General features: G+C 73.9%; 19 protein-coding genes and 1 riboswitch. Of the genes, 13 read left to right on the plus strand and 6 right to left on the minus strand.

Going from position 1 to position 22,573, the window contains the following annotated elements:
* Positions 1 to 122: 122 nt before the first annotated feature.
* A complete protein-coding gene (locus EES43_RS05345; protein WP_124267623.1) occupies positions 123 to 1,250 on the minus strand; it encodes an alpha/beta hydrolase in 1,128 nt (375 codons plus the stop codon).
* Positions 1,251 to 1,367: 117 nt separating this feature from the next.
* On the minus strand, positions 1,368 to 2,003 hold the full coding sequence (locus EES43_RS05350; RefSeq protein WP_241192609.1) for a class II aldolase/adducin family protein: 636 nt from the start codon (positions 2,001 to 2,003) through the stop codon (positions 1,368 to 1,370).
* A 494-nt stretch (positions 2,004 to 2,497) separates the two neighbouring features.
* Here EES43_RS05350 and EES43_RS05355 point away from each other — a divergent pair, with 494 nt between their 5' ends.
* The 7 genes from EES43_RS05355 to EES43_RS05385 all read left to right on the plus strand — a co-directional run bounded on the left by EES43_RS05355 (position 2,498) and on the right by EES43_RS05385 (position 11,195).
* Positions 2,498 to 3,760 (plus strand): inorganic phosphate transporter, encoded by a 1,263-nt coding sequence (locus EES43_RS05355; RefSeq protein WP_124267624.1) that lies wholly within the window; start codon positions 2,498 to 2,500, stop codon positions 3,758 to 3,760.
* Positions 3,761 to 3,772: 12 nt separating this feature from the next.
* Positions 3,773 to 4,003: a hypothetical protein gene (locus EES43_RS05360; protein ID WP_124267625.1), complete on the plus strand. Its 231-nt coding sequence runs from the start codon at positions 3,773 to 3,775 to the stop codon at positions 4,001 to 4,003.
* A gap of 149 nt (positions 4,004 to 4,152) precedes the next feature.
* Positions 4,153 to 4,281: riboswitch (cobalamin riboswitch) on the plus strand.
* Positions 4,282 to 4,407: 126 nt separating this feature from the next.
* Positions 4,408 to 5,391 carry a cobalamin biosynthesis protein gene (locus EES43_RS05365; RefSeq protein ID WP_124267626.1) on the plus strand — a complete coding sequence of 328 codons (984 nt, stop codon included), beginning with the start codon at positions 4,408 to 4,410 and terminating at the stop codon, positions 5,389 to 5,391.
* Entirely contained in the window at positions 5,388 to 7,166 is a 1,779-nt protein-coding gene (locus EES43_RS05370) for a cobyric acid synthase (RefSeq protein WP_124267627.1), read from the plus strand. The genes EES43_RS05365 and EES43_RS05370 overlap by 4 nt, the downstream gene beginning before the upstream one ends.
* The gene (locus EES43_RS05375; protein WP_124267628.1) at positions 7,163 to 9,214 is read left to right on the plus strand and encodes a putative cobaltochelatase; all 2,052 of its coding nucleotides are present in this window, start codon (positions 7,163 to 7,165) and stop codon (positions 9,212 to 9,214) included. The genes EES43_RS05370 and EES43_RS05375 overlap by 4 nt, the downstream gene beginning before the upstream one ends.
* Complete coding sequence (gene cobO / locus EES43_RS05380) at positions 9,214 to 9,822, plus strand: cob(I)yrinic acid a,c-diamide adenosyltransferase (protein ID WP_124267629.1); 609 nt, start codon at positions 9,214 to 9,216, stop codon at positions 9,820 to 9,822. The genes EES43_RS05375 and cobO overlap by 1 nt, the downstream gene beginning before the upstream one ends.
* Positions 9,816 to 11,195, plus strand: coding sequence for a cobyrinate a,c-diamide synthase (locus tag EES43_RS05385; protein WP_124267630.1), 1,380 nt, complete (start codon positions 9,816 to 9,818; stop codon positions 11,193 to 11,195). The genes cobO and EES43_RS05385 overlap by 7 nt, the downstream gene beginning before the upstream one ends.
* 37 nt (positions 11,196 to 11,232) lie before the next feature.
* Here the strand turns inward: EES43_RS05385 and EES43_RS05390 are convergent, their stop codons facing one another.
* Positions 11,233 to 11,955, minus strand: coding sequence for a ZIP family metal transporter (locus EES43_RS05390; RefSeq protein WP_124267631.1), 723 nt, complete (start codon positions 11,953 to 11,955; stop codon positions 11,233 to 11,235).
* A gap of 169 nt (positions 11,956 to 12,124) precedes the next feature.
* Between EES43_RS05390 and cobC the strand changes: the two genes are divergently transcribed.
* Entirely contained in the window at positions 12,125 to 13,717 is a 1,593-nt protein-coding gene (gene cobC, locus EES43_RS05395) for an Rv2231c family pyridoxal phosphate-dependent protein CobC (protein ID WP_124267632.1), read from the plus strand.
* 134 nt (positions 13,718 to 13,851) lie between these two features.
* On the opposite strand, the gene EES43_RS05400 is transcribed toward cobC, so the two are convergent.
* Together EES43_RS05400 and EES43_RS05405 are read right to left on the minus strand one after the other, a co-directional pair.
* Positions 13,852 to 14,925 (minus strand): SCO1860 family LAETG-anchored protein, encoded by a 1,074-nt coding sequence (locus EES43_RS05400; protein WP_206429992.1) that lies wholly within the window; start codon positions 14,923 to 14,925, stop codon positions 13,852 to 13,854.
* Between the two features lie 341 nt (positions 14,926 to 15,266).
* Positions 15,267 to 16,367, minus strand: coding sequence for an amidohydrolase family protein (locus EES43_RS05405; protein WP_206429993.1), 1,101 nt, complete (start codon positions 16,365 to 16,367; stop codon positions 15,267 to 15,269).
* 100 nt (positions 16,368 to 16,467) lie between these two features.
* Here EES43_RS05405 and EES43_RS05410 point away from each other — a divergent pair, with 100 nt between their 5' ends.
* From EES43_RS05410 to thpD, 5 genes are all read left to right on the plus strand, one after another.
* Positions 16,468 to 17,574 (plus strand): pyridoxal-phosphate-dependent aminotransferase family protein, encoded by a 1,107-nt coding sequence (locus tag EES43_RS05410; protein ID WP_124267634.1) that lies wholly within the window; start codon positions 16,468 to 16,470, stop codon positions 17,572 to 17,574.
* Positions 17,575 to 17,921: 347 nt separating this feature from the next.
* Entirely contained in the window at positions 17,922 to 18,452 is a 531-nt protein-coding gene (gene ectA, locus EES43_RS05415; RefSeq protein WP_124267635.1) for a diaminobutyrate acetyltransferase, read from the plus strand.
* Positions 18,453 to 18,624: 172 nt separating this feature from the next.
* Positions 18,625 to 19,887: a diaminobutyrate--2-oxoglutarate transaminase gene (gene ectB / locus EES43_RS05420; protein ID WP_124267636.1), complete on the plus strand. Its 1,263-nt coding sequence runs from the start codon at positions 18,625 to 18,627 to the stop codon at positions 19,885 to 19,887.
* Positions 19,888 to 19,972: 85 nt separating this feature from the next.
* On the plus strand, positions 19,973 to 20,371 hold the full coding sequence (locus tag EES43_RS05425; RefSeq protein WP_124267637.1) for an ectoine synthase: 399 nt from the start codon (positions 19,973 to 19,975) through the stop codon (positions 20,369 to 20,371).
* A gap of 2 nt (positions 20,372 to 20,373) precedes the next feature.
* Complete coding sequence (gene thpD / locus EES43_RS05430; protein ID WP_124267638.1) at positions 20,374 to 21,267, plus strand: ectoine hydroxylase; 894 nt, start codon at positions 20,374 to 20,376, stop codon at positions 21,265 to 21,267.
* Between the two features lie 210 nt (positions 21,268 to 21,477).
* Here the strand turns inward: thpD and EES43_RS05435 are convergent, their stop codons facing one another.
* Positions 21,478 to 22,533 carry an aminotransferase class V-fold PLP-dependent enzyme gene (locus EES43_RS05435; protein WP_124267639.1) on the minus strand — a complete coding sequence of 352 codons (1,056 nt, stop codon included), beginning with the start codon at positions 22,531 to 22,533 and terminating at the stop codon, positions 21,478 to 21,480.
* Between the last annotated feature and the right edge of the window lie 40 nt (positions 22,534 to 22,573).

Raw genomic sequence — 22,573 nt, forward strand, 5'->3', positions numbered from 1 at the left:
TACGGGACGTCACGGGAGCAGTCTTGCCCCTGACGGCCCGAAAGCCCAAACGGAAGGCGTTTCCCCGGTCCGGGCGGGGTTCCCGGGGCGCGGCGGACGGCGGCGCCGGACGCCGCGTCCGCTCACATCAGCGGCGTGAGGAAGCGCCGCAGGGTCTCCTCGTACCCGGCCGGGTCGGCGTTCCACATCGCCGCATGCGGAGCGCGGGGCACTTCGTGCAGGGTGACCAGGTCCGGGCGGCGGGCGGCCAGTTCGCGCGACGGCCGCCAGGGGGCGATCGCGTCGTCCGGGCCGTGGAAGAGCAGCGTCGGGGCGGTCAGCTCCTCGGGCAGGGAGGTCTCCTGGAGCGGGGTCGTGGTCATCCCGGTCCGGCCCTGGGCGGCGCGGACGGCCGGCGGCAGCAGCGCGGCGGGCACGCCCCGGGCCCTGGCGAGGGCCCCGATGGTGGCCCGGGGGTCCAGCACGGGCGAGTCCAGGACCAGGCCGCCGACGTACTCGCGGAGCGGGGAGTCGACGGCCGCGCGCAGGGCCATGGTGGCTCCGGTGGACCAGCCGTACAGGATCACCTTCTCGGCCCCGTGGCGGACGGCGTGGCGGATCGCGGCGTCCAGGTCGCGCCATTCGGCCGCGCCGAGGCGGCCGAGTCCGCCGTCGGGGCGGGGCGCTCCGGCGTCGCCCCGGTAGGAGAGGTCCAGGACCGGCAGGCTCTGACCGTCCAGGAAGCCCATCAGGTTCATGGGGTGTTCCCGGGTGGTGCCGAGCCCGTGCACGGTGATCACCCAAGTGTCGCGGTCGCCGGGTACGTACCAGGCGGGCAGGCCGCCGAGTTCGCCGGGGATCTCGATGTCCCGGTGGGCCAGGCCGAGGGCGCTGCCGGGGTCGCCCCGGTGCAGGACGGGGGTCATGCGGACCTTGTCCCCCGGTTCGAGGACTCCGGAGGCGACCCGCTCCAGCCGTCGCACGACGGTGTCGGCGGCGGAGGGCGGCTGGTCGACGACGGGTCCGACGACCGCCTGCACGCCGTCGCCGGTCAGTCCGTACAGACCGGGCCGCAGCGCGGGGAACGAGCGGGTCAGGGTGATGTGTCCGGCCGCCGTGGCGTGCACGGTGACCTTGCGGTCGGTGGGGAGGGGACGTCCGGACGCCGGCCTCAGGGCGGCGTCGCTGGCGTACCGGCCGGCCGCGACCGCTGCCGCGCCGACGCCGAGGATGGTGGTGACGGCCGTTGCCGTCGCAGTTGCCGGGCGCACGGCTCCAGTGTCGTGGCGCGGGCGGCGGGGTGCCAGTGGACGGGGGCCGTACGGTGCGACGGGCGGGCCGGGCAGGCCCGGTGGCGCCGGAATGTCCACAGCGGCGGGGCGGTGGGGTCAGCGGGGCTGGCCGTAGCTCCGGAGGGCTTCGGCCGCCTCGTCCAGTTGGGCGGGCGTCAGCAGGCCGGGCCGGTGGCCGGGGACGGAGCTGGCGGTGAGCCAGAGGCGGCAGAGCCATTCCAGCTGGGCGGTGCGCTCGTACGCCTGGTCCAGGGTGTCGCCGTAGGTCACGGTGCCGTGGTTGGCGAGGAGGCAGCCGGTGCGGTCGCGGAGGGCGGCGCGCATGGCGTCGGCCAGCTCCGGGGTGCCGTAGCGGGCGTAGGCGGCGGTGCGCACCGGGCCGCCGAGCAGGGCCGCCGCGTAGTGGACGAGCGGCACCTCGGCGACCAGGGTGGAGACGGCCGTGGCGTGCACGGCGTGGGTGTGCACGACGGCGGCCGCGCCGGTGTCGGCGTAGACGGCGAGGTGGAGGGGGAGTTCGCTGGTCGGCGCGAGGTCGCCGAGGATCTGACGCCCGTCCAGGTCGACGCCGACGGCGTCGCCGGGGCCGAGCCGGTCGTAGGGCACTCCGCTCGGGGTCACCAGGACGGTGTCGCCGACGCGGGCGGACACGTTGCCCGAGGTGCCGACGACCAGGCCGTCGGCCGCGCTGCGGCGGGCGGTGGCGACGACGTCCCGCCACGCCTTCGCGATCGGGTCGGGCGTCCCGGCCGGGCCGGCCGGCCTCTCGGTCAGGTCGGCCGGCGTCTCGGCCGGGCCCGGCTCCTCGCCGCTGTCCGGGGACCGCCGGCCCGTCTCCCGGGCCCGCTCGCTCGCGCTCATGCCGCTCATGCCGGAAGCGTAGGGGGTGCGGCCGGTTTCCGGGCAGGCCCCGGGGCTGCGGCCGGCGGGCCCAAATCGACGCGGCGGCCGCACGGTTCGCCCGGCACGGGCGGCAAACCGGAACGCGTCAGCACGGAGTGACGGGGATCTCTTTCGGGGGGCGTACGGGGTGTCGAAGCCTTGGCCAACGAGCGGCGGAAGAGTGCCCCGGCCGGGCCCCACACGCCTCATGCGCCTCTCGCGTTCACAAGCGGAACCACCCCGCCCCGATGGGGGACACCACAGCGCCCCGCCCAGTTCATCTTCCGTTCACTCAGGTTGCCTACGGTCCACGAGCCACTGACGTCGAACGATTGCCTGGGTAAATGGAACACATCACGCTGCTGCTTGCGATTGTGGTCGTAACAGCTCTCGTGTTCGATTTCACGAACGGTTTCCACGACACCGCCAACGCGATGGCCACCACCATCTCGACCGGCGCTCTGAAGCCCAAGACAGCGGTGGCCATGTCCGCCGTTCTCAACCTGATCGGCGCGTTCCTGTCGGTGGAGGTCGCCAAGACGATCTCCGGCGGGATCGTCAACGAGGACGGTCTCAGAACAGAGGTCATCTTCGCGGCGCTCGTCGGCGCCATCCTGTGGAACCTGCTGACCTGGCTGGTCGGCCTGCCCTCCAGTTCGTCCCACGCCCTGTTCGGCGGCCTGATCGGCGCCGCGGTGATGTCGGCCGGCTGGTCCTCGATCAACGGCGGCACCGTCGTCACCAAGGTGCTGCTGCCCGCGATCGCCGCACCGCTGGTGGCCGGCCTCGCCGCGCTGCTCGCCACCCGGCTGACGTACCGCATCAACCGGCACGTCACCGACGAGAACCAGCTCAAGTCGACGGCCAAGGGCTACCGGGCCGGGCAGATCGCCTCCGCCGGTCTCGTCTCCCTCGCCCACGGCACCAACGACGCCCAGAAGACGATGGGCATCATCACCCTGGCCCTGGTCACCGGCGGCGTCCTCGCCCCCGGCTCCAACCCTCCGATGTGGGTCATCGTCTCCGCCGGCGTCGCCATCGCGCTCGGCACCTACCTCGGCGGCTGGCGCATCATCCGCACCATGGGCAGCGGCCTGACCGACCTCAAGCCGCCGCAGGGCTTCGCCGCCCAGACCAGCGCGGCGACGGTCATCCTGGCCTCCTCCCACCTCGGCTTCTCCCTCTCCACCACGCAGTCCTGCTCCGGCGCCGTGATGGGCGCGGGCCTGGGCCGCAAGGGCGGCGTGGTCCGCTGGTCCACCGCCACCCGGATGTTCGTCGCCTGGGGCCTGACGCTCCCGGCCGCCGGCCTGGTGGGCGCGGGCGCCGAGTTCCTGACCAAGCAGGGCCCCTGGGGCGTCGCGGTCGTCGCCTTCCTCCTCGTCACCGGTTCCGGCGCGATCTGGCTGATCTCGCGCCGCAAGCCCGTCGACCACACCAACGTCAACGACGGCGTGGGCGGTGACGAGCCCGCGGGCGTCGTCACCACGGCCATCGCGGCCGTCTCGCCGCCGCCGACCGGCTCCCCGGCCACCACCGACCTCACCACCACCATCGACGCCCCCGCCTCCCAGCCGTCCGACCCGGCGCGCCCGGCCACGGTGTAAGGACAGATCCGCATGAAAATCGACTGGGCAGCTCTCGCCTCCGTGTTCGGCGTCAGTCTCGTCGTCACCGTGGCGCTCGTCGGCCTCTTCACCGTCGGCGTCATCTGGCTCTCCAAGCTCTCCGCCACGGCCGGGAGCAGCGGTTCCGGCGGCTCCGCCGCGCTGGCCCGCACCGGGGCGTACACCTGCTTCGCGCTGTGCACGGCGGCCGTCTCGTACGGGATCTACCTGATCGTCGCCTGACGCCCCCGGGGCGCTCGCATCGGGCCGGACACACACCTGTGTGTCCGGCCCGATGTGCGTCCGCCCACACTGGAGCTCCGCAGGTCAACAGCAAGTTGACGGGTGTTCTCACAGCGTGGTGGACTGCCGGAGCCGAATACGGCGACAGCAGAGGAAGCCGGTGCGAATCCGGCGCGGTCCCGCCACTGTCACCGGGGAGCACTCCCCCACACCGGATGTCACGGCCCCCAGCGGGCTGGAAGGCCGGGGGAACTGCGGATCCGGGAGCCAGGAGACTCTCGTCGCCGGTCACGTCGAACCAGGGCGCGGACCCTGAGTGAGGACCTGAGCCATGCCTGGCTGCCGTGCGCCGGATTCTGTGAGCCGCCCCGCCCCGTGCCCCCGACCCGCGAGCGGCTGAACCGGTGCGTGCCGACCGCGCCTTCGCGTACGGCGCCACGGCCGGACTGATCGCCGACGCCCTGCTGGGCGACCCCCGCCGCGGGCATCCCGTCGCCGGCTTCGGCCGGGCCGCCGCGCGGGCCGAGGCGCTGCTGTGGCGCGACGACCGGGGCCGGGGCGCCCTGCACACCGTGGTGTGCGCCGGCGGGGCGACGGCAGCCGCCGCGCTGGCCGCCCGTGCCGTACGGGGACGCCCCGGGCTCACCGTCGCGCTGACCGCCGCCGCCACCTGGTCCGTGGTCGGAGGCACGTCCCTGGGCCGGGAGGCCCGTGCGATCGGCGGTGCGCTGGCCGCCGGGGACCTCGGCCTGGCCCGGGAGCGGCTGCCGCACCTGTGCGGGCGCGATCCCCAGGCGCTGGACGGGCCGCGGACGGCCCGCGCGGTCGTGGAGTCGGTCGCCGAGAACACCTCGGACGCCGTCGTCGGAGCCCTGGTGTGGGGCGCGGTCGGCGGGGTGCCGGGGCTCGTCGGGTTCCGGGCCGTGAACACGCTCGACGCGATGGTCGGCCACCGCTCGCCCCGCTACCTCCGCTACGGCTGGGCCTCGGCCCGCCTGGACGACCTCGCGGGATGGCCCGGCGCCCGGCTGACGGCCGCGCTGGCCGTGGCGGCGGGCGGGCGGCCCCGGGAGGCGCTGCGGGCGTGGCGGGCCGACGCCGGGCGGCATCCGAGCCCCAACGCCGGTCCGGTGGAGGCCGCGTTCGCGGGGGCTCTCGGGCTGCGGCTGGGCGGGACCCTGGCGTACGGCGGCCGGGTCGAGCACCGGCCGGTCCTGAACGGGGCGGCGGGCCGGGAGGTGCGGAGCGGGGACATCGAACGCGCGGTGCGGCTGTCGCACCGGGTGAGCGTGCTGGCCCTCGGGGTGTGCGTGGCGGGCCGGCTGGTCGCGGGCCGCGCCGGACGGGCGCTCGCGGGGCGTACGGAGCGGGCGAGGGGGCGGGCGTGAGCGGCGGGCTGCTGGTCGCGGGGACCACGTCGGACGCGGGCAAGAGCGTCGTCACGGCGGGCATCTGCCGGTGGCTGGTGCGCCGTGGCGTGGACGTCGCCCCGTTCAAGGCGCAGAACATGTCCCTCAACTCCTTCGTGACCCGCGAGGGCGCGGAGATCGGGCGGGCCCAGGCCATGCAGGCGCAGGCCGCCCGGGTGGAGCCGACCGCCCTGATGAACCCGGTGCTGCTCAAGCCCGGCGGCGACCGCTCCAGCCAGGTCGTCCTGATGGGCAGGCCGGTCGGCGAGATGAGCGCCCGGGGCTACCACGGGGGCCGTCAGGAGGCGCTGCTCGGGACGGTCGTGGACTGCCTGGAGCAGCTGAGGTCCACGCACGACGCGGTGATCTGCGAGGGCGCGGGGTCGCCGGCGGAGATCAACCTGCGGCGTACGGACATCGTGAACATGGGCATCGCGCGGGCCGCGCGGTTTCCCGTGCTGGTCGTCGGCGACATCGACCGGGGCGGGGTCTTCGCCTCGTTCTTCGGCACGACGGCGCTGCTGAGCGCGGAGGACCAGTCGCTGGTCGCGGGCTACCTGGTGAACAAGTTCCTGGGTGACGTCTCGCTGCTGGAACCGGGGCTGGACATGCTGTACGGGCTGACCGGCCGGCGTACGTACGGGGTGCTGCCGTACGCCCACGGGCTCGGCATCGACGAGGAGGACGGGCTGCGGGTCTCCCTGCGCGGCGCCGTACGGGAGTCGGTGGTGGCTCCCCCGCACGGCGAGGACGTGCTGCGGGTCGCGGTCTGCGCGGTGCCGCTGATGTCGAACTTCACCGATGTGGACGCGCTGGCCGCCGAACCGGGCGTCGTCGTGCGGTTCGTGGACCGGGCGGAGGAGCTGGCCGACGCGGACCTGGTGGTCGTGCCGGGCACGCGCGGCACCGTGCGGGCGCTGGCCTGGCTGCGGGAGCGGGGGCTCGCCCAGGCGCTGGCGCGGCGCGCGGCGGAGGGCCGGCCGGTGCTGGGGATCTGCGGCGGGTTCCAGGTGCTCGGCGAGCGGATCGAGGACGAGGTGGAGTCGCGGGCCGGGGTCGTGGACGGGCTGGGGCTGCTGCCGGTGCGCATCCGGTTCGAGCGGGCCAAGACGCTGGCACGGCCGGTCGGTTCGGCGCTCGGCGAGCCGGTGGAGGGGTACGAGATCCACCACGGGGTGGCTGATGTGCGCGGCGGCGAACCGTTCCTGGACGGGTGCCGGGTGGGGGCGGTGTGGGGAACGCACTGGCACGGTTCGCTGGAGAGCGACGCGTTCCGGCGGCGGTTCCTGGCGGAGGTCGCGCGGGCGGCGGGGCGGCGGTTCGTGCCCGCGCCGGACACGAGCTTCGGGGTGCTGCGGGAGGAGCAGTTGGACCGGCTCGGGGATCTGGTGGAGGAGCACGCGGACACGGACGCGTTGTGGCGGTTGATCGAGGGGGGCGCGCCCGCGGGGTTGCCGTTCGTGCCGCCGGGGGCGCCTTCGGTGGCGGGGCCGCCTTCGGTGGGGGGTGAAGCGGGTGACGCGGGTGACGCGGGTGACACGGGTGACGCGGGTGCTGGTGCTGGTGCGCGTGCTGCGGAGAGCCGGGGCGCTGCCCCGGACCCCGCTCCTCGATCGCCGGACGGGCTTGAAGCGTCGAGGCCCGAGGGGCTTGAGGCGTCAAGGGCCGAGCGGCTTGGTTTCGCCCGGTCCGCGGCGGACAGGCCCCGCGGGGTCGAAAGTGCTGATGTTCATGTCGACGAGGAGGCCCAGTGAGTACGCCGTATCCCTTCACCGCGATCGTCGGGCAGGACGACCTGCGTCTCGGGCTGCTGCTGAACGCGGTCAGCCCGGCCGTCGGCGGGGTGCTCGTGCGCGGTGAGAAGGGGACCGCCAAGTCCACCGCCGTGCGCGCGCTCGCCGCTCTCGTGCCGGAGGTGGCCGTGGTGTCCGGGTGCCGGTTCTCGTGCGATCCAGCGGCCCCCGATCCGGCGTGTCCCGACGGTCCCCACGACGGCGGGCCCGGTGTGTCGCGCGCCGCGCGGACCGTGGAGCTGCCCGTCGGCGCGTCCGAGGACCGGCTCGTGGGCGCGCTCGACATCGAGCGTGCGCTCGCGGAGGGCGTGAAGGCGTTCGAGCCGGGGCTGCTGGCCGACGCGCATCGCGGCATCCTGTACGTCGACGAGGTCAACCTGCTCCACGACCACCTGGTGGACCTGCTGCTGGACGCGGCGGCGATGGGCGCCTCGTACGTCGAGCGCGAGGGCGTCTCCGTACGGCACGCGGCGCGGTTCCTGCTGGTCGGCACGATGAACCCGGAAGAGGGCGAGCTGCGCCCGCAGTTGCTCGACCGGTTCGGGCTGACCGTCGAGGTGGCCGCCTCCCGCGACACCGACGAGCGGGTGGAGGTCGTGCGGCGCAGGCTCGCGTACGACGACGACCCCGAGGGCTTCGCCGCGCGCTGGGCCGAGGAGGAGACGGCTCTGCGCGAGCGGATCGCCGCCGCGCGCGCCCTGCTGCCCCGGGTCGTGCTCGGTGACGGCGTGTTGCGGCAGATCGCCGCGACCTGCGCCGCGTTCGAGGTCGACGGGATGCGGGCCGACATCGTGATGGCCCGCACGGCGACCGCGCTCGCCGCCTGGGCCGGGCGCGAGGAGGTCACCGCCGACGACGTACGGCGGGCCGCGCTGCTGGCGCTCCCCCACCGGCGTCGCCGCAACCCGTTCGACGCGCCGGGCCTGGACGAGGACCGGCTCGACCGGGCCCTGGACGAAGCCTCCGGGGACCAGGAGGACGACAACGACGGCGATGACCGGCCCGACCCCGACGGGGGCGGCAACGACGACGGTGGCGGTGGCGGTGGCGGCGGCGTTCCGCCTCAGGCCGACGGCGACCGCACCCCGCCCCGGGCCGAGGCCGACGGCGGCGACACGCCGTCAGGGGCCCCCGAGGGAAGCCCCGACGCGCCCGGCCGGTCCGCCGGGGGCGAGCAGCGGCCGGTGGCGTCCGCCGAGCCGTTCCGTACGAAGACGCTCAGCGTGCCGGGGCTCGGCGACGGGGCGGCGGGGCGGCGCTCCCGGGCCCGTACCGAACACGGCCGGACGACCGGCGCGCGCCGCCCGCACGGCGCGCTGACCAAGCTGCACCTGGCCGCGACCGTGCGGGCCGCCGCTCCGCACCAGCGCTCGCGCGGGCGCTCCGGGCGGGGGCTCGTGGTGCGGCGGGACGATCTGCGGCAGGCGACCCGGGAGGGCCGCGAGGGCAACCTCGTGCTGTTCGTCGTGGACGCCTCCGGGTCGATGGCGGCCCGGCAGCGGATGAGCGCGGTCAAGGGCGCCGTGCTGTCGCTGCTCCTCGACGCCTACCAGCGCCGGGACAAGGTCGGGCTGGTCACCTTCCGGGGCAGGGACGCCGAGGTGGCGCTGCCGCCGACGTCGTCCGTGGACGCGGCGGCCTCCCGTCTTCGGTCGCTGCCGACCGGGGGCCGGACGCCGCTGGCCGCCGGGCTGCTGAAGGCCCATGACGTGCTGCGGGTGGAGCGGCTCCGCGATCCGTCGCGGCGGGCGCTGCTCGTCGTGGTGACGGACGGCCGGGCGACCGGCGGGCCGGAACCGGTGGCGCTCGCCGGGCGGGCCGGCCGGCTGCACCGCTCGGAGGGGACGGCGTCGGTCGTCGTGGACTGCGAGTCGGGCTACGTGCGCCTCGGGCTCGCCGCGGAGCTCGCCCGGGAGCTGGGGGGCGCGGCCGTCACGCTCGACGAGCTGCGGGCCGACTCGATCGCCGGGCTCGTCAAGGACGTCACCGCAGCCGGGAGGGCCGCTTAATGCCTCAGGGACAGCCGATATCGGTGCCGGACGACGGGCTCACCACCCGTCAGCGGCGCAACCGCCCGCTCCTGTTCGTCCACACGGGCGTCGGCAAGGGCAAGTCGACGGCGGCCTTCGGACTCGCGCTGCGGGCCTGGAACCAGGGCTGGCCGATCGGGGTGTTCCAGTTCGTGAAGTCCGCGAAGTGGAAGGTCGGCGAGGAGAACGCCCTGAAGGTCCTCGGCGCGAGCGGCCAGGGCGGCACCGTCGCCTGGCACAAGATGGGCGAGGGCTGGTCCTGGGTCCAGCGGGGCCTGCACGGCGACAACACGGACAACGAGGAGAAGGCCCGCGAGGGCTGGGAGCAGGTCAAGCGCGATCTGGCGGCCGAGACGTACAAGCTGTACGTGCTGGACGAGTTCGCCTATCCGATGCACTGGGGCTGGATCGACACCGCCGAGGTCGTCGAGGTCCTGCGGAACCGGCCCGGCGTCCAGCACGTGGTGATCACCGGCCGCAACGCGCCCGCCGCGCTGATCGAGGCCGCGGACCTGGTGACCGACATGTCGAAGGTCAAGCATCCGATGGACGCGGGGCAGAAGGGCCAGAGGGGCATCGAGTGGTGAGTACGCCCCGCCTGGTCGTCGCCGCTCCGGCCTCCGGCAGCGGCAAGACCACCGTCGCCACCGGGCTGATGGCCGCCTTCGCCGCGCGCGGGCTCGCCGTCTCGCCGCACAAGGTGGGCCCGGACTACATCGATCCGGGCTACCACGCGCTGGCGACGGGACGCCCCGGCCGCAACCTCGACGCGTACATGTGCGGGACGGAGCTGATCGCCCCGCTCTTCGCGCACGGCTCGGCGGGCTGCGACCTCGCGGTGGTCGAGGGCGTGATGGGGCTGTACGACGGGGCCTCGGGCCAGGGCGAGCTGGCCTCGACCGCGCAGGTCGCGAAGGTGCTCCGCGCGCCCGTGGTGCTGGTGGTGGACGCCTCCTCGCAGTCCCGTTCGGTGGCGGCCCTGGTGCACGGCTTCGCGTCCTGGGACCCGGAGGTGCGGATCGGCGGGGTGATCCTGAACAAGGTCGCCTCCGACCGCCACGAGGCGCTGCTGCGGGACGCCCTGGACGAGTCGGGACTGCCGGTGCTGGGCGTGCTGCGCCGGGCCGGGCGGTTGGCGACGCCCTCGCGGCACCTGGGGCTGGTCCCGGTGGCCGAGCGGCAGGGCGACGCGGTGGACGCGGTGCGGGCGATGGGCGACCGGGTGCGGGCCGGGTGCGACCTGGACGCGCTGATGGCGCTGGCCCGGACGGCTCCCGCGCTGCCGGACGCGGCGTGGGAGCCGGAACCCGGCCCGGCGGCGGCCGCTGTATCCGGCCCCGCGCGGCCCGGCTCCGCGCGGCCCGTGGTCGCCGTGGCCGGCGGGGCGGCGTTCACCTTCACGTACGCGGAGCACGCCGAACTGCTGACGGCGGCGGGCGCGGAGGTGGCCGTCTTCGATCCGCTGCGGGACGAGAAGCTGCCCGCCGGGACGGCGGGGCTGGTGATCGGCGGCGGCTTCCCGGAGATGTACGCCCCCGAGCTGTCGGCGAACGAGCCGCTGCGGCGGGCGGTGACGGAACTGGCCCTGAGCGGCGCCCCGGTGGCGGCCGAGTGTGCGGGGCTGCTGTATCTCGCGCGGGAGCTGGACGGCCGGCCGATGTGCGGGGTGCTGGACGCCTCGGCCCGGATGTCCGAGCGCCTGACGCTCGGCTACCGGCACGCGGTGGCGGTCTCCGACAGCGTGCTGGCGGCGGCCGGGACGCGGATGCGCGGGCACGAGTTCCACCGGACCGTGCTGGAGCCGGGCGCGGGGAGCGTGCCGGCGTGGGGCATGCACCAGCCGGAGCGGCGGGTGGAGGGATACGTCCAGGGGGGCGTGCACGCCAGCTATCTGCACACCCACTGGGCGGCCTCGCCCGAGGTGGCCGCACGTTTCGTCGGGCACTGCCGGGCGCGATGAGCGGCGACGGGGCCCGCGCCGCGGGGCGCGCGCGGGCTCATCGGGCGAGGCCGACCACCAGCCAGATGAAGCCCACGCCCCCGACGGTGCAGAGAAGGGTGGAACGGGCGGGATGGGTGTGGTGCGCCTCGGGAAGGATCTCGGCAGCGGCCAGGTAGAGCAGCGCTCCGCCGAAGAAGCCGAGATAGCCGCCGAGCAGTTCCTCCGGAAGGGTGAACAGCAGGGTCGTCGCGGCCCCCAGGATCGGCGCCAGGGCGTCCGCGAGCAGCATCCAGAACGCCTTGCGGCGGTCGTTCCCGTAGAGACTGGTGAGGGTGTACGTGTTGAATCCGTCGGCGAAGTCATGACTGATCACGGCCAGGGCGACGGCGGCCCCCATGCCGCCGCCGATCTGGAACGCGGCGCCGAGCGCGATCCCGTCCATCAGGCTGTGGCCGACCATCGCGGCTGCCGCCGTCAGCCCCACCTGCGGTACGCGTTCGCCGCTCACGCCGTGCGCCGCCTGGCGTACGGCCAGCAGCCGCTCGACCAGATGGGCGGCGAGGAAGCCGCCGACGAACAGCAGCAGCGCGGCCGGCACCCCGAAGACCGGGTCGCCGGTCACCTCGATCGCCTCCGGCAGGAGGTCGAGGCCGACCACCCCGAGCATCAGCCCGCCCGCGAAGCCGAGCACCAGGTGGCGGCGGTCGGTGACGCGTTGCGCGACCCAGCCTCCGGCCAGAGTCATCAGGAACGCGCCGAGCGCGACGAACACCGCCATGGGGTCTTGCTAGCGGACAGCCCCCCGCGTCCGCATCCCAGGGTGCCCTTACCGGCGGCGCGCGCCGCCGCCCGTCCTCCCGCCCGCGCCCCTGGACCGTGACCGTATACGGAACGGCCCGAACGGCCCCCGCATCCCTCTGCTCGACGTGAAAGGCAGGACTCCGCCCATGACCGGAGCATCCGTCGGCCCCGTACCCAAGCCCCGTGCCCGCAGCCTCGTCGTCGGGGTCGGCGCGCGCAGCGGCGCGTCCGCGGACGACGTCCTCGGCCTGATCGAGGAGACCCTGCGCGAGGCGGGGCTGCGCACCGCCGACGTCGTGGAGGTGGCGACCGTGGACGCGAAGGCGGGTGAGCCGGGGATCGTGGCGGCGGCGGCGCGCCTCGGCGTACCCGTGGTCACGCACCCGGCGGCGGAACTGGCCCGGGTACGGGTGCCGCGTCCGTCGGGGGCCGCCGCGGCGGCGGTGGGCACGCCGTCGGTCGCGGAGGCGGCGGCGCTGATCGACGCGGACGAGCTGCTGGTGCCCAAGTCCAGGGCCGGCGGCGGCAGGGCGGTGGCAACCTGCGCGGTGGCCCGCCGGTCCTCGGGCACACCGGGCGTTCCCGGTGTTTCGGGCGAGAAAACTTCCACCCCACCGGTGACGGACGGCTCACGCCCGTTCACCATGGCAGCCATGAACCCCCCCACATGGAACAACGAGAGCGCGGGAGACGACCTGCGCCACCACGGCGACGCGGAGGTGCGCGGCGAGGATCTGACGGACCTCGCGGTGAACGTCCGCGCGCACACGCCACCGGATTGGCTGCGGCAGCGGATAGCCGCCTCGCTCGTCTCGCTGGCCGCCTATCCCGACGGATCGTCGGCGCGGGCCGCGGTCGCCGAGCGGCACGGGCTTCCGGTGGAGCGGGTGCTGCTGACGGCGGGGGCGGCCGAGGCGTTCGTCCTGATCGCCCGCTCGCTGCCGGCCCGTTGCCCGGTCGTCGTGCATCCGCAGTTCACCGAACCGGAGGCGGCGCTGCGGGCCGCCGGGCACCGGGTGCGGCGGGTGCTGCTGCGCCCGGAGGAGGGCTTCCGGCTCGATCCGGCGGCGGTGCCGGAGGAGGCGGATCTGGTGGTGGTCGGCAATCCGACCAACCCGACGTCCGTGCTGCACCCGGCGGCGCTGCTGGAGCGACTGGCCCGGCCGGGGCGGACGCTGGTGGTCGACGAGGCGTTCATGGACGTCGTACCGGGCGAGCGCGAGGCGCTGGCCGGCCGGACGGACGTCCCCGGGCTGGTCGTGCTGCGCAGCCTCACCAAGACGTGGGGGCTGGCCGGTCTGCGGATCGGGTACGCGCTGGCCGAACCGGACATGGTGGCCCTGCTCGCCGAGGCGCAGCCGCTGTGGCCGGTGTCCTCGCCCGCGCTGGCGGCGGCGGAGGCGTGCATGGAGCCGCGGGCGCTGGTGGAGGCGGCGCGGGCGGCGGACCGGATCACGGTGGACCGGGCCCATCTGCTCGCGGGACTGGCGGAGTTCAGCGAGGTCCAGGCGGTGGAGGCGGCCGAGGGACCGTTCGTCCTGGTCCGGCTGGAGCGGGCGGCGGAGGTCCGCGAACGGCTGCGGCTGCTGGGCTTCGCGGCCCGGCGCGGGGACACGTTCCCGGGGCTCGGGCCGCAGTGGCTGCGACTGGCCGTGCGGGACCGGGCCACGACCAACCGCTTCCTCCAGGCCCTCGACCAGGCGGTCCAGGCGCTGCCCGCCGGGACGGGACGCCGGTGAGCCGGGGACGCCGTGAGCCGCCGAGGCCCGTGAGCCGCCGAGGCCGGTGAGCCGCCGAGGCCCGGTGAGCCGCTGAGGCCCGGTGGCCGTGTCGCCTGGCGGGGCGGGCCGACGCCCGCCCCGCCAGGTCCGGTTCAGCTGCCGCTGCTGCGCCTGCGGGCCATCACCGTGGCGCCCGCGCCGACCGCCAGCAGCAGTGCCGCGCCGCCCGCGATGTACGGGGTGCTGGAGCTGCCTCCGGTCTCGGCGAGGTTCGCGGTGGTGGGGGCGGTGCCGGAGTCGGAGCCGGTCTGCGTCTTCACGTCGCCGCCGTCGCCCTTGCCCCCGCTCCCCTGGTCGCCGCCGGTGGAACCGCTCGTGTCCCCGCCGGTCTCTCCACCTGTGGAGCCGCCCGTGGAGCCGCCTGTGGAGCCGCCGGTGGAACCTGCCGTCGAACCGGTCGTGGCGCCTCCGTCGCCGGAGGAGCCACCGTCCGTACCGCCCGGCTTTCCGGGCGTCTTCGGGGTCTCGCAGGTCGCCTCGGCCAGCGTGACGTCCCCCTCCACCTCCGCGACGTTGAGCTTCAGCGGGTTCACCGAGACCTTGAGCCGGAGAGCGGTCGCGGCGGCGGTACGCGTGGTGGTGGCCGTCTTCGAGAGGTCGAGGGTGACCTCGCCGACGCCCGGCACCTCCACCCTGGTCGTCCCGCTCGCCGTGAGGGTCAGCTTCTTGCCGAGGACCGCGATGTGGCCGAGCACGTTCGACTGGGCGACGGGCTTCTTCCCGACCTCGCACAGCGCCTTGGAGGTCACCTTCTCGACCTCGATCAGCGAGAGCAGCGGCAGTCCGGGCAGGTGGATCCGGGCCTTCACGAGGTTGGTGTAGCCCTGGGCCCGGTGCTCGTCGACCGTGGCGTCGGCGGTGGCCACGTCGGCGCGCAGGACGCTGAACGGCCGCCCCCGGTCCACACCGTCCAGGTTCACGCTGAGCGCGGTCTTCTCGGCGCTCGCCGGCGCCTGCACCTCGTTGAGGGTGACCTTGAGGGGCACCTGGACGGTCTTGTTCAGGAGCGAGACGCCGAGACCGGTGCGGAGCACGACCGCGCTCGCCCTGCCCTCGCCCGTGGTCGCGGGCGTCGCGGTGGCTGCCTGCGCGGGGACGGCGGCGAGCAGGGCGACGGGAGCGGCGGCGACCGCGAGGGCGGCGAGACGGAAGGTGTTGCTGTTCAAGATGGTGGAACCCCCACAAGAGACATGGAGCCACCGGCGCCGTCCAATGGGGGACATCGCGTGCGCCGGTGGCCTCGACTCCGTGAATCTTTACGCACGGAGGGTGAACTGGTGGATACCTGAGGTGAGTTCACCCCAAAGGGGGGTTTCCGCTCGCATATTCGAATCTTTCGGCACGTGCGTTCCCTGGTGTCACTCGTTTCACGGAGCGTGAGCACGGCGGGAGTTGACCGCACGGCCATCCGCCCCGGTCCGGGGCGAAAGTGCTTCAACGAGCCGGGGCCCCGTCCGACACTGCCGGTCAACACCGCGCCGGACGGGCCGGGTCCGGCCGGCCGGGCTCAGCCGACGATCCGCCCGTTCAGCACGACGTGCCGCGGGGCCGCCAGCACCCGTACGTCGGCGCGCGGGTCCTCGTCGTAGACGACCAGGTCCGCCGGGGCGCCCTCCTCCAGCACGGGCCGCCCCAGCCACCGCCGCGCTCCCCACGCGGTGGCGGAGAGGGCTTCCAGCGGCGGGATGCCCGCCTTGACCAGCTCGGCGACCTCGCCCGCGACCAGGCCGTGCGCCAGCGACCCTCCCGCGTCGGTGCCGACGAAGACCGGGATCCCGGCGTCGTACGCGGCGCGCACGGTGTCGTAGCGGCGCTCGTACAGCTCCCGCATATGGGCCGACCAGCGGGGGAACTTCGCCTCTCCGCCCGCCGCGAGGTCCGGGAAGGTGGCGATGTTGACCAGCGTCGGGACGATCGCCACCCCGCGCTCGGCGAACAGCGGGATCGTGTCCTCGGTGAGCCCGGTGGCGTGCTCGACGCAGTCGATGCCCGCCTCCACCAGATCGCGCAGGGCGTCCTCGGCGAAGCAGTGCGCGGTGACCCGCGCGCCCAGCCGGTGCGCCTCCGCGATGGCCGCCTCGACCTCCCCGCGCGGCCAGCAGGCGGTGAGGTCCCCGGCGTCCCGGTCGATCCAGTCCCCCACCAGCTTGACCCAGCCGTCGCCGCGGCGCGCCTCGCGCGCGACGTACGCGACGAGGTCGCCGGGCTCGATCTCGTGGGCGTAGTGGCGGATGTAGCGGCGGGTCCGGGCGATGTGCCGGCCCGCCCTGATGATCTTCGGCAGGTCCGCGCGGTCGTCGATCCACCGGGTGTCGGACGGCGATCCCGCGTCGCGGATGAGCAGGGTGCCCGCCTCCCGGTCGGTGAGCGCCTGCTTCTCGGCGGTGGCGGCGTCCACCGGGCCGTGCCGGTCGAGCCCCACGTGGCAGTGCGCGTCGACCAGGCCGGGCAGCGCCCAGCCCGTGACCGTCACCGCGTCGTCGGCGCCCGGGGGCCGCTCGTGGACGATCCGGCCGTCGACCGCCCACAGTTCGTCGCGCACCTCGTCCGGGCCGATGAGGACCCGCCCCTTCACCCGCAGCACCCGCTGCCCCTCCTGATCACTCATATGCGGCACTGTACGAGGCCCTCGGTACCCTCGTCGGAGCACCGTCGTCGAGCCGGACCAAGCCGACCCGACCCCCGGCCGAACCGAAGAGAGCACCACCGTGACGCACCCCTTCCTCGATCTCCCCCCGCTGACCGCCGCGCACTTCGCCGCCATCGAGCGGCGCGTGGCCTCGCTCCTGGCCACGGAGCAGGACGTCGTCGTCATGCAGGGCGAGGCGCTGCTGCCGCTGGAGGGCTGCATCCGCGGCGGCGCGCGGCCCGGTTCGACCGCGCTGAACGTGGTCACCGGCCCGTACGGGCAGACCTTCGGCGACTGGCTGCGCGACTGCGGCGCGGAGGTCGTCGACCTGACCGTGCCCTTCCACGCGGCGGTGACGGCCGAGCAGGTCGCCGAAGCGCTCGCGGAGCGCCCGGAGATCGACTTCGTCTCGCTGGTGCACGCGGAGGCGGCGACCGGCAACACCAACCCGGTCGCGGAGATCGGCGAGGCGGTCCGCGCGCACGGCGCGCTGTTCATGCTGGACGCCGTGGCCTCGGTGGGCGCGGAGCCGCTGCTCCCGGACGCGTGGGGCGTCGACCTGTGCGTGATCGGCGCGCAGAAGGCGATGGGCGGGCCGGCCGGGGTGTCGGCGGTGTCGGTGAGCGAGCGGGCCTGGGAGAGGTTCGCCGCCAACCCGGCCGCGCCGCGACGCTCGTACCTCTCCCTCCTGGACTGGAAGGAGCGCTGGATCGACGCCGGCCGGACGGCTCTGCCGCACGCCCCCGCGCAGTTGGAGATGCTGGCCCTGGAGGCGTGCGTGGAGCGGATCGAGAACGAGGGGCCGGCCGCCGTGATGGCCCGGCACACCGCTGCTGCCGCCGCCACGCGGGCCGGCGCGGTGGCCCTCGGCGGCGGGCTGGAGCCCTACGTCCACGAGGCGCGGGACGCGGCCCCGGTGGCCACGACGCTGCGCGCCCCGGCGGGCGTCGACGCGACCGCGCTGGTCGCCCACGCGCGGGCGGCCCAGCCCTCGCTGCCGCTCATCGCGGGCGGCGGGGCGCTGTCCAAGGAGATGATCCGGGTCAACCACTACGGTGCGGACGCGACGCGGGGCGCGGTGCTCTCCTCGCTCGCCGCTCTGGGGGCGGCGCTGGCCGACGCGGGCCGGCAGGTCGATCTCGAAGCTGCCCGCAAGGCGGTCGGGGAAACCTGGCCCAGCGCCTGAATTCGTCGGACGTCATGCCGGATCCGCTAGGGCGTCATGAATCCATAAATGCGGGGAGCTGCTTTATCCGAAGCAGCTCCCCGCATTCTTCTTCCCGCTTTCTTTCTGCCTAAACGCCCAGGTTTCCGAGGGTGGGAGCTCCGTGATTCGAGGGCGTCTCCGCGAGGTTACGGCCCTGTGACCGACTCCACATGAGGCGCGTTATGCCGGAAAAATTCCGGTCAAAGGGTGCTAAATCGCTGCGGTTTCGCGCAAGGGCACGCGCCCGCCTGATAACAGAGAACGCCCACCGAACCAACCCCTTACCTCGATGCAATTTTGAAATTTGCTGGGTAAATTCACTTCACATGACCGCCGCACCAGCAGATGTTGCCCGTGCCCGAAGCGAATTCCTCAGTATCGACACCCCGCGAGTGGAGGACGGAGCCGCGATCTGGCGCATTGCCCGCGACTCCGAGGTCCTGGACCTGAATTCCTCGTACAGCTACCTGCTGTGGTGCCGCGACTTCGCCGCGACCTCCGTCGTCGCCCGCGACGAGACCGGCGAGCCGATCGCCTTCGTCACCGGGTACATCCGGCCCGACCGCCCCGAGACGCTCGTCGTCTGGCAGGTGGCGGTCGACCGGGAGCACCGCGGCAGGGGACTCGCGGCCACCCTGCTGGACGCGCTGACCGCCCGGGTCGCCGCCGACCAGGGCCTCGCAGCGGTCGAGACGACCATCACCCCGGACAACACCGCCTCCGACCGGCTGTTCACCTCGTACGCGCGGCGCCACGACGTGCCCCTGGAGCAGGAGGTGCTGTTCGACGGCGAGCTGTTCCCCGAGGGAACGCACCTGCCGGAGGTGCTGTACCGCATCGGACCGTTCACGTCCTGACACCCGTCGCACCGGCCGCGCGACGACGCCCGCCCCACGAAGCGGGCCGCGCGCGACGTCCGCCCCACGACTTCCGCGCCGGTCCGGCCGCCCGGCGCGACGCGATCTGGCTTCCGCCGCCGGAAGCACCCCGACCACTGTCCGTCACACCCCCTCACGCAGGAGATCAGCTGTGACCATCACCCCGCCCGCACTGAGCGTCTTCGAGACCCTGGAGTCGGAGGTACGGAGCTACTGCCGCGGCTGGCCCGCCGTGTTCGACCGCGCGCAGGGCGCCCGACTGACCGACGAGGACGGCCACTCCTACCTCGACTTCTTCGCCGGGGCCGGCTCGCTCAACTACGGCCACAACAACCCGGTGCTCAAACGCGCCCTCATCGACTACATCGAGCGCGACGGCATCACCCACGGCCTGGACATGGCGACCACCGCCAAGCGCGCCTTCCTGGAGACGTTCCAGAACGTGATCCTGCGCCCGCGCGACCTGCCGTACAAGGTGATGTTCCCGGGCCCGACCGGCACCAACGCCGTGGAGTCGGCGCTGAAGCTGGCCCGCAAGGTCAAGGGCCGCGAGTCGGTCGTCTCGTTCACCAACGCCTTCCACGGCATGTCGCTGGGCTCGCTCGCCGTCACCGGCAACGCGTTCAAGCGGGCCGGCGCCGGCATCCCGCTGGTGCACGGCACCCCGATGCCGTTCGACAACTACTTCGACGGCCAGGTGCCGGACTTCCTGTGGTTCGAACGGCTGCTGGAGGACCAGGGCTCCGGGCTCAACAAGCCGGCCGCGGTGATCGTGGAGACCGTGCAGGGCGAGGGCGGCATCAACGTCGCGCGCGCCGAGTGGCTGCGCGCGCTCCAGGACCTGTGCCACCGCCAGGACATGCTGCTGATCGTCGACGACATCCAGATGGGCTGCGGCCGTACCGGCGGCTTCTTCTCCTTCGAGGAGGCCGGCATCGTCCCGGACATCGTCACGCTGTCGAAGTCCATCAGCGGCTACGGCCTGCCGATGTCGCTCTGCCTGTTCAAGCCGGAGCTGGACATCTGGGAGCCGGGCGAGCACAACGGCACCTTCCGCGGCAACAACCCGGCGTTCGTCACCGCCGCCGCCGCACTGGACGCCTACTGGGCGGACGGCCAGATGGAGAAGCAGACCCTGGCCCGCGGCGAGCAGATCGAGCAGGCGCTGCTGGCCGTCTGCGCCGAGGAGCCGACCGCGCACTTCCGCGGCCGTGGCCTGGTCTGGGGCATGGAGTTCGAGGACCCGACGCGCGCTTCGGCGGTCTGCGCCAAGGCGTTCGAACTGGGGCTCCTGCTGGAGACCTCGGGCCCGCAGAGCGAGGTCGTCAAACTGCTGCCGCCGCTGACCATCACCCCCGAAGAGCTGGACGAGGGCCTGCGCACGCTGGCCCGCTGCGTCCGCGAGACGGCCTGAACCGGCGCCGGCCGGGCAGGCGAGAAGAGAGGCCCCGGGCCCCGCTGGGCCCGGGACGCCGCAGAGAGAAAGGCACAAGCTCACCGTGATCGTTCGATCGTTCAGTGACATCGAGAACACCGACCGCCACGTGAAGGCGGCGTCCGGCACCTGGGAGAGCAAGCGCATCGTGCTCGCCAAGGAGAAGGTGGGCTTCTCGCTCCACGAGACCGTGCTGTACGCGGGCACGGAGACGTCGATGTGGTACGCCAACCACATCGAGGCGGTGCTCTGCACCGAGGGCGAGGCCGAGCTGACCAACGACGAGACCGGGGAGACCCACTGGATCTCCCCGGGCACGATGTACCTGCTGGACGGACACGAGCACCACACGCTGCGGCCCAAGACCGACTTCCGCTGCGTCTGCGTCTTCAACCCTCCCGTCACCGGACGGGAGGACCACGACGAGAACGGTGTCTACCCGCTGCTGACCGAGGAGGGCTGAACATGACCACCGAAGTACGCGCCGACCTGTACCCGTCGCGCGGCGCCGCCGAGATGACCACTCCCCGCCAGGACCCGGTCATCTGGTCCGCGCCGGGCGCACCGGGCCCGATCGCCGCGAAGGATCTCCAGGGCTACGAGCACGACGGGTTCCTCACCGTCGACCAGCTGATCACACCGGACGAGGTTGCGGTCTACGAGGCCGAGCTGAACCGGCTGGTCTCCGACCCGGCGGTACGGGCCGACGACCGCTCGATCATCGAGCCGACGTCGCAGAGCGTCCGGTCCGTCTTCGAGGTCCACCGGATCAGCGAGGTCTTCGCCGCTCTCGTCCGCGACGAGCGGGTGGTGGGCCGGGCCCGCCAGATCCTCGGCTCGGACGTGTACGTCCACCAGTCCCGGATCAACGTGAAGCCGGGCTTCGGGGCCTCGGGCTTCTACTGGCACTCGGACTTCGAGACCTGGCACGCCGAGGACGGTCTGCCGAACATGCGGACGGTGTCCGTGTCGATCGCGCTGACCGAGAACTTCGACACCAACGGCGGGCTGATGATCATGCCCGGTTCGCACAAGTCGTTCCTCGGCTGCGCGGGCGAGACGCCGAAGGACAACTACAAGAAGTCCCTCCAGATGCAGGACGCCGGCACCCCGTCCGACGAGGCGCTGACGAAGATGGCCGACCGGCACGGCATCAGGCTGTTCACCGGCCGGGCCGGTTCGGCGACCTGGTTCGACTGCAACGCCATGCACGGCTCGGGCGACAACATCACCCCGTACGCGCGCAGCAACGTCTTCATCGTGTTCAACAGCGTGGAGAACGAGGCGCAGGAGCCCTTCGCGGCTCCGATCCGCCGCCCGGAGTTCATCGGGGCGCGGGACTTCACTCCGGTGAGGTAGCACGGCGAGGTAGCGAGATAGCACGGCGCACGCGCGACCGGGGCCGGGACGGGCATGCCGTCCCGGCCCCCGCGCGTGCCCGCCCGTCCGGTCGGCCTCACGCCGTTCGGACGGTCCGACGCGTTCAGGCGGTTCCGAGCGCCGGGTAGTCGGTGCAGCCCTTCGCGTCGGCGGCCAGTGATCGGTCGGCGGTCGGCGGTCGGCGGTCGATCAGGCCAGCACGTCCAGCAGCCGGTCGACGTGCGCTTCGGTGTTGTAGAGGTGGAAGGACGCCCGGAGGTTTCCGGCCCGGTCCGAGACCCTGATGCCGGCCCGCGCGAGGTCCTCCTTGCGGTGGCCGAGCCCCGGCACCGCGACGATCGCCGACTCCCCGGGCACCGCCTCGTGCCCGAGAACCGCCAGCCCCGCGCGCAGCCGGGCCGCCAGGGAGGTGGCGTGCGCGTGGAGGGCGTCGACGCCGACCTCGCCCAGCAGGGCCAGCGACCGCTCGGCCCCGTGGTAGGAGAGGAAGGCGGGCGGCTCGTCGAACCGCCTTGCGGTGGGGGCGAGTTCGGCGGGACCGTACATCGCGTTCCAGGGCGCTCCGGAGGAGATCCAGCCCGCGAAGAGGGCCGGCAGGTGGGCCTGTGCCTCCTCGGTGACGGTCAGGAACGACGTACCGCGCGGGCAGAGCAGGTACTTGAAGCCGCCGGTGACGGTGTAGTCGTACTCCCCCGCCTCCAGCGGGAACCAGCCCGCCGCCTGCGTCGCGTCCACCAGCGTGCGGGCCCCGTGCGCCGCGGCGGCGGCCCGGACGGCTGCCAGGTCGGCTGTCCGGCCGTCGGCCGACTGCACGGCGGAGAAGGCGACGAGCGCCGTGTCCGGCCGCACCGCCCCGGCCAGCCCGGCGAGCGGGACGTACCGTAGGCGCAGGTCGCTCCGGTGCGCGAACGGGCTGACCAGCGAGCTGAACTCGCCTTCGGGGCAGAGGACTTCGGCCTCCGGCGGGAGGGAGGCCGCGATCAGCCCGACGTGGACGGCGACCGAGCCCCCGGTCGCCACCCGGTCCGGGTGGACGCCGACGAGCCGTGCGAAGCCGGTGCGGGCGGACTCCACGGCGTCCAGACTGCCCGCGCCGACCCGGAGGCCCGCGGCGTTCTCGTCGGCGAGTGCCTTGACGGCGGCGATCGTACGGCGGGGCAGCAGGCCCCAGGTCGAGGTGTCGAGGTACGTGGTCTCCGGGGCGAACTCGGCGGTCGCCGCTTGGCTGAGCGCAGTGATCCTCATGCGCCCAGCCTGGAGTCCTGGTGAACCGCCGTCAATCACG

Source organism: Streptomyces sp. ADI96-02 (assembly GCF_003846185.1).
In the GTDB taxonomy this organism is placed as follows: Bacteria; Actinomycetota; Actinomycetes; order Streptomycetales; family Streptomycetaceae; genus Streptomyces.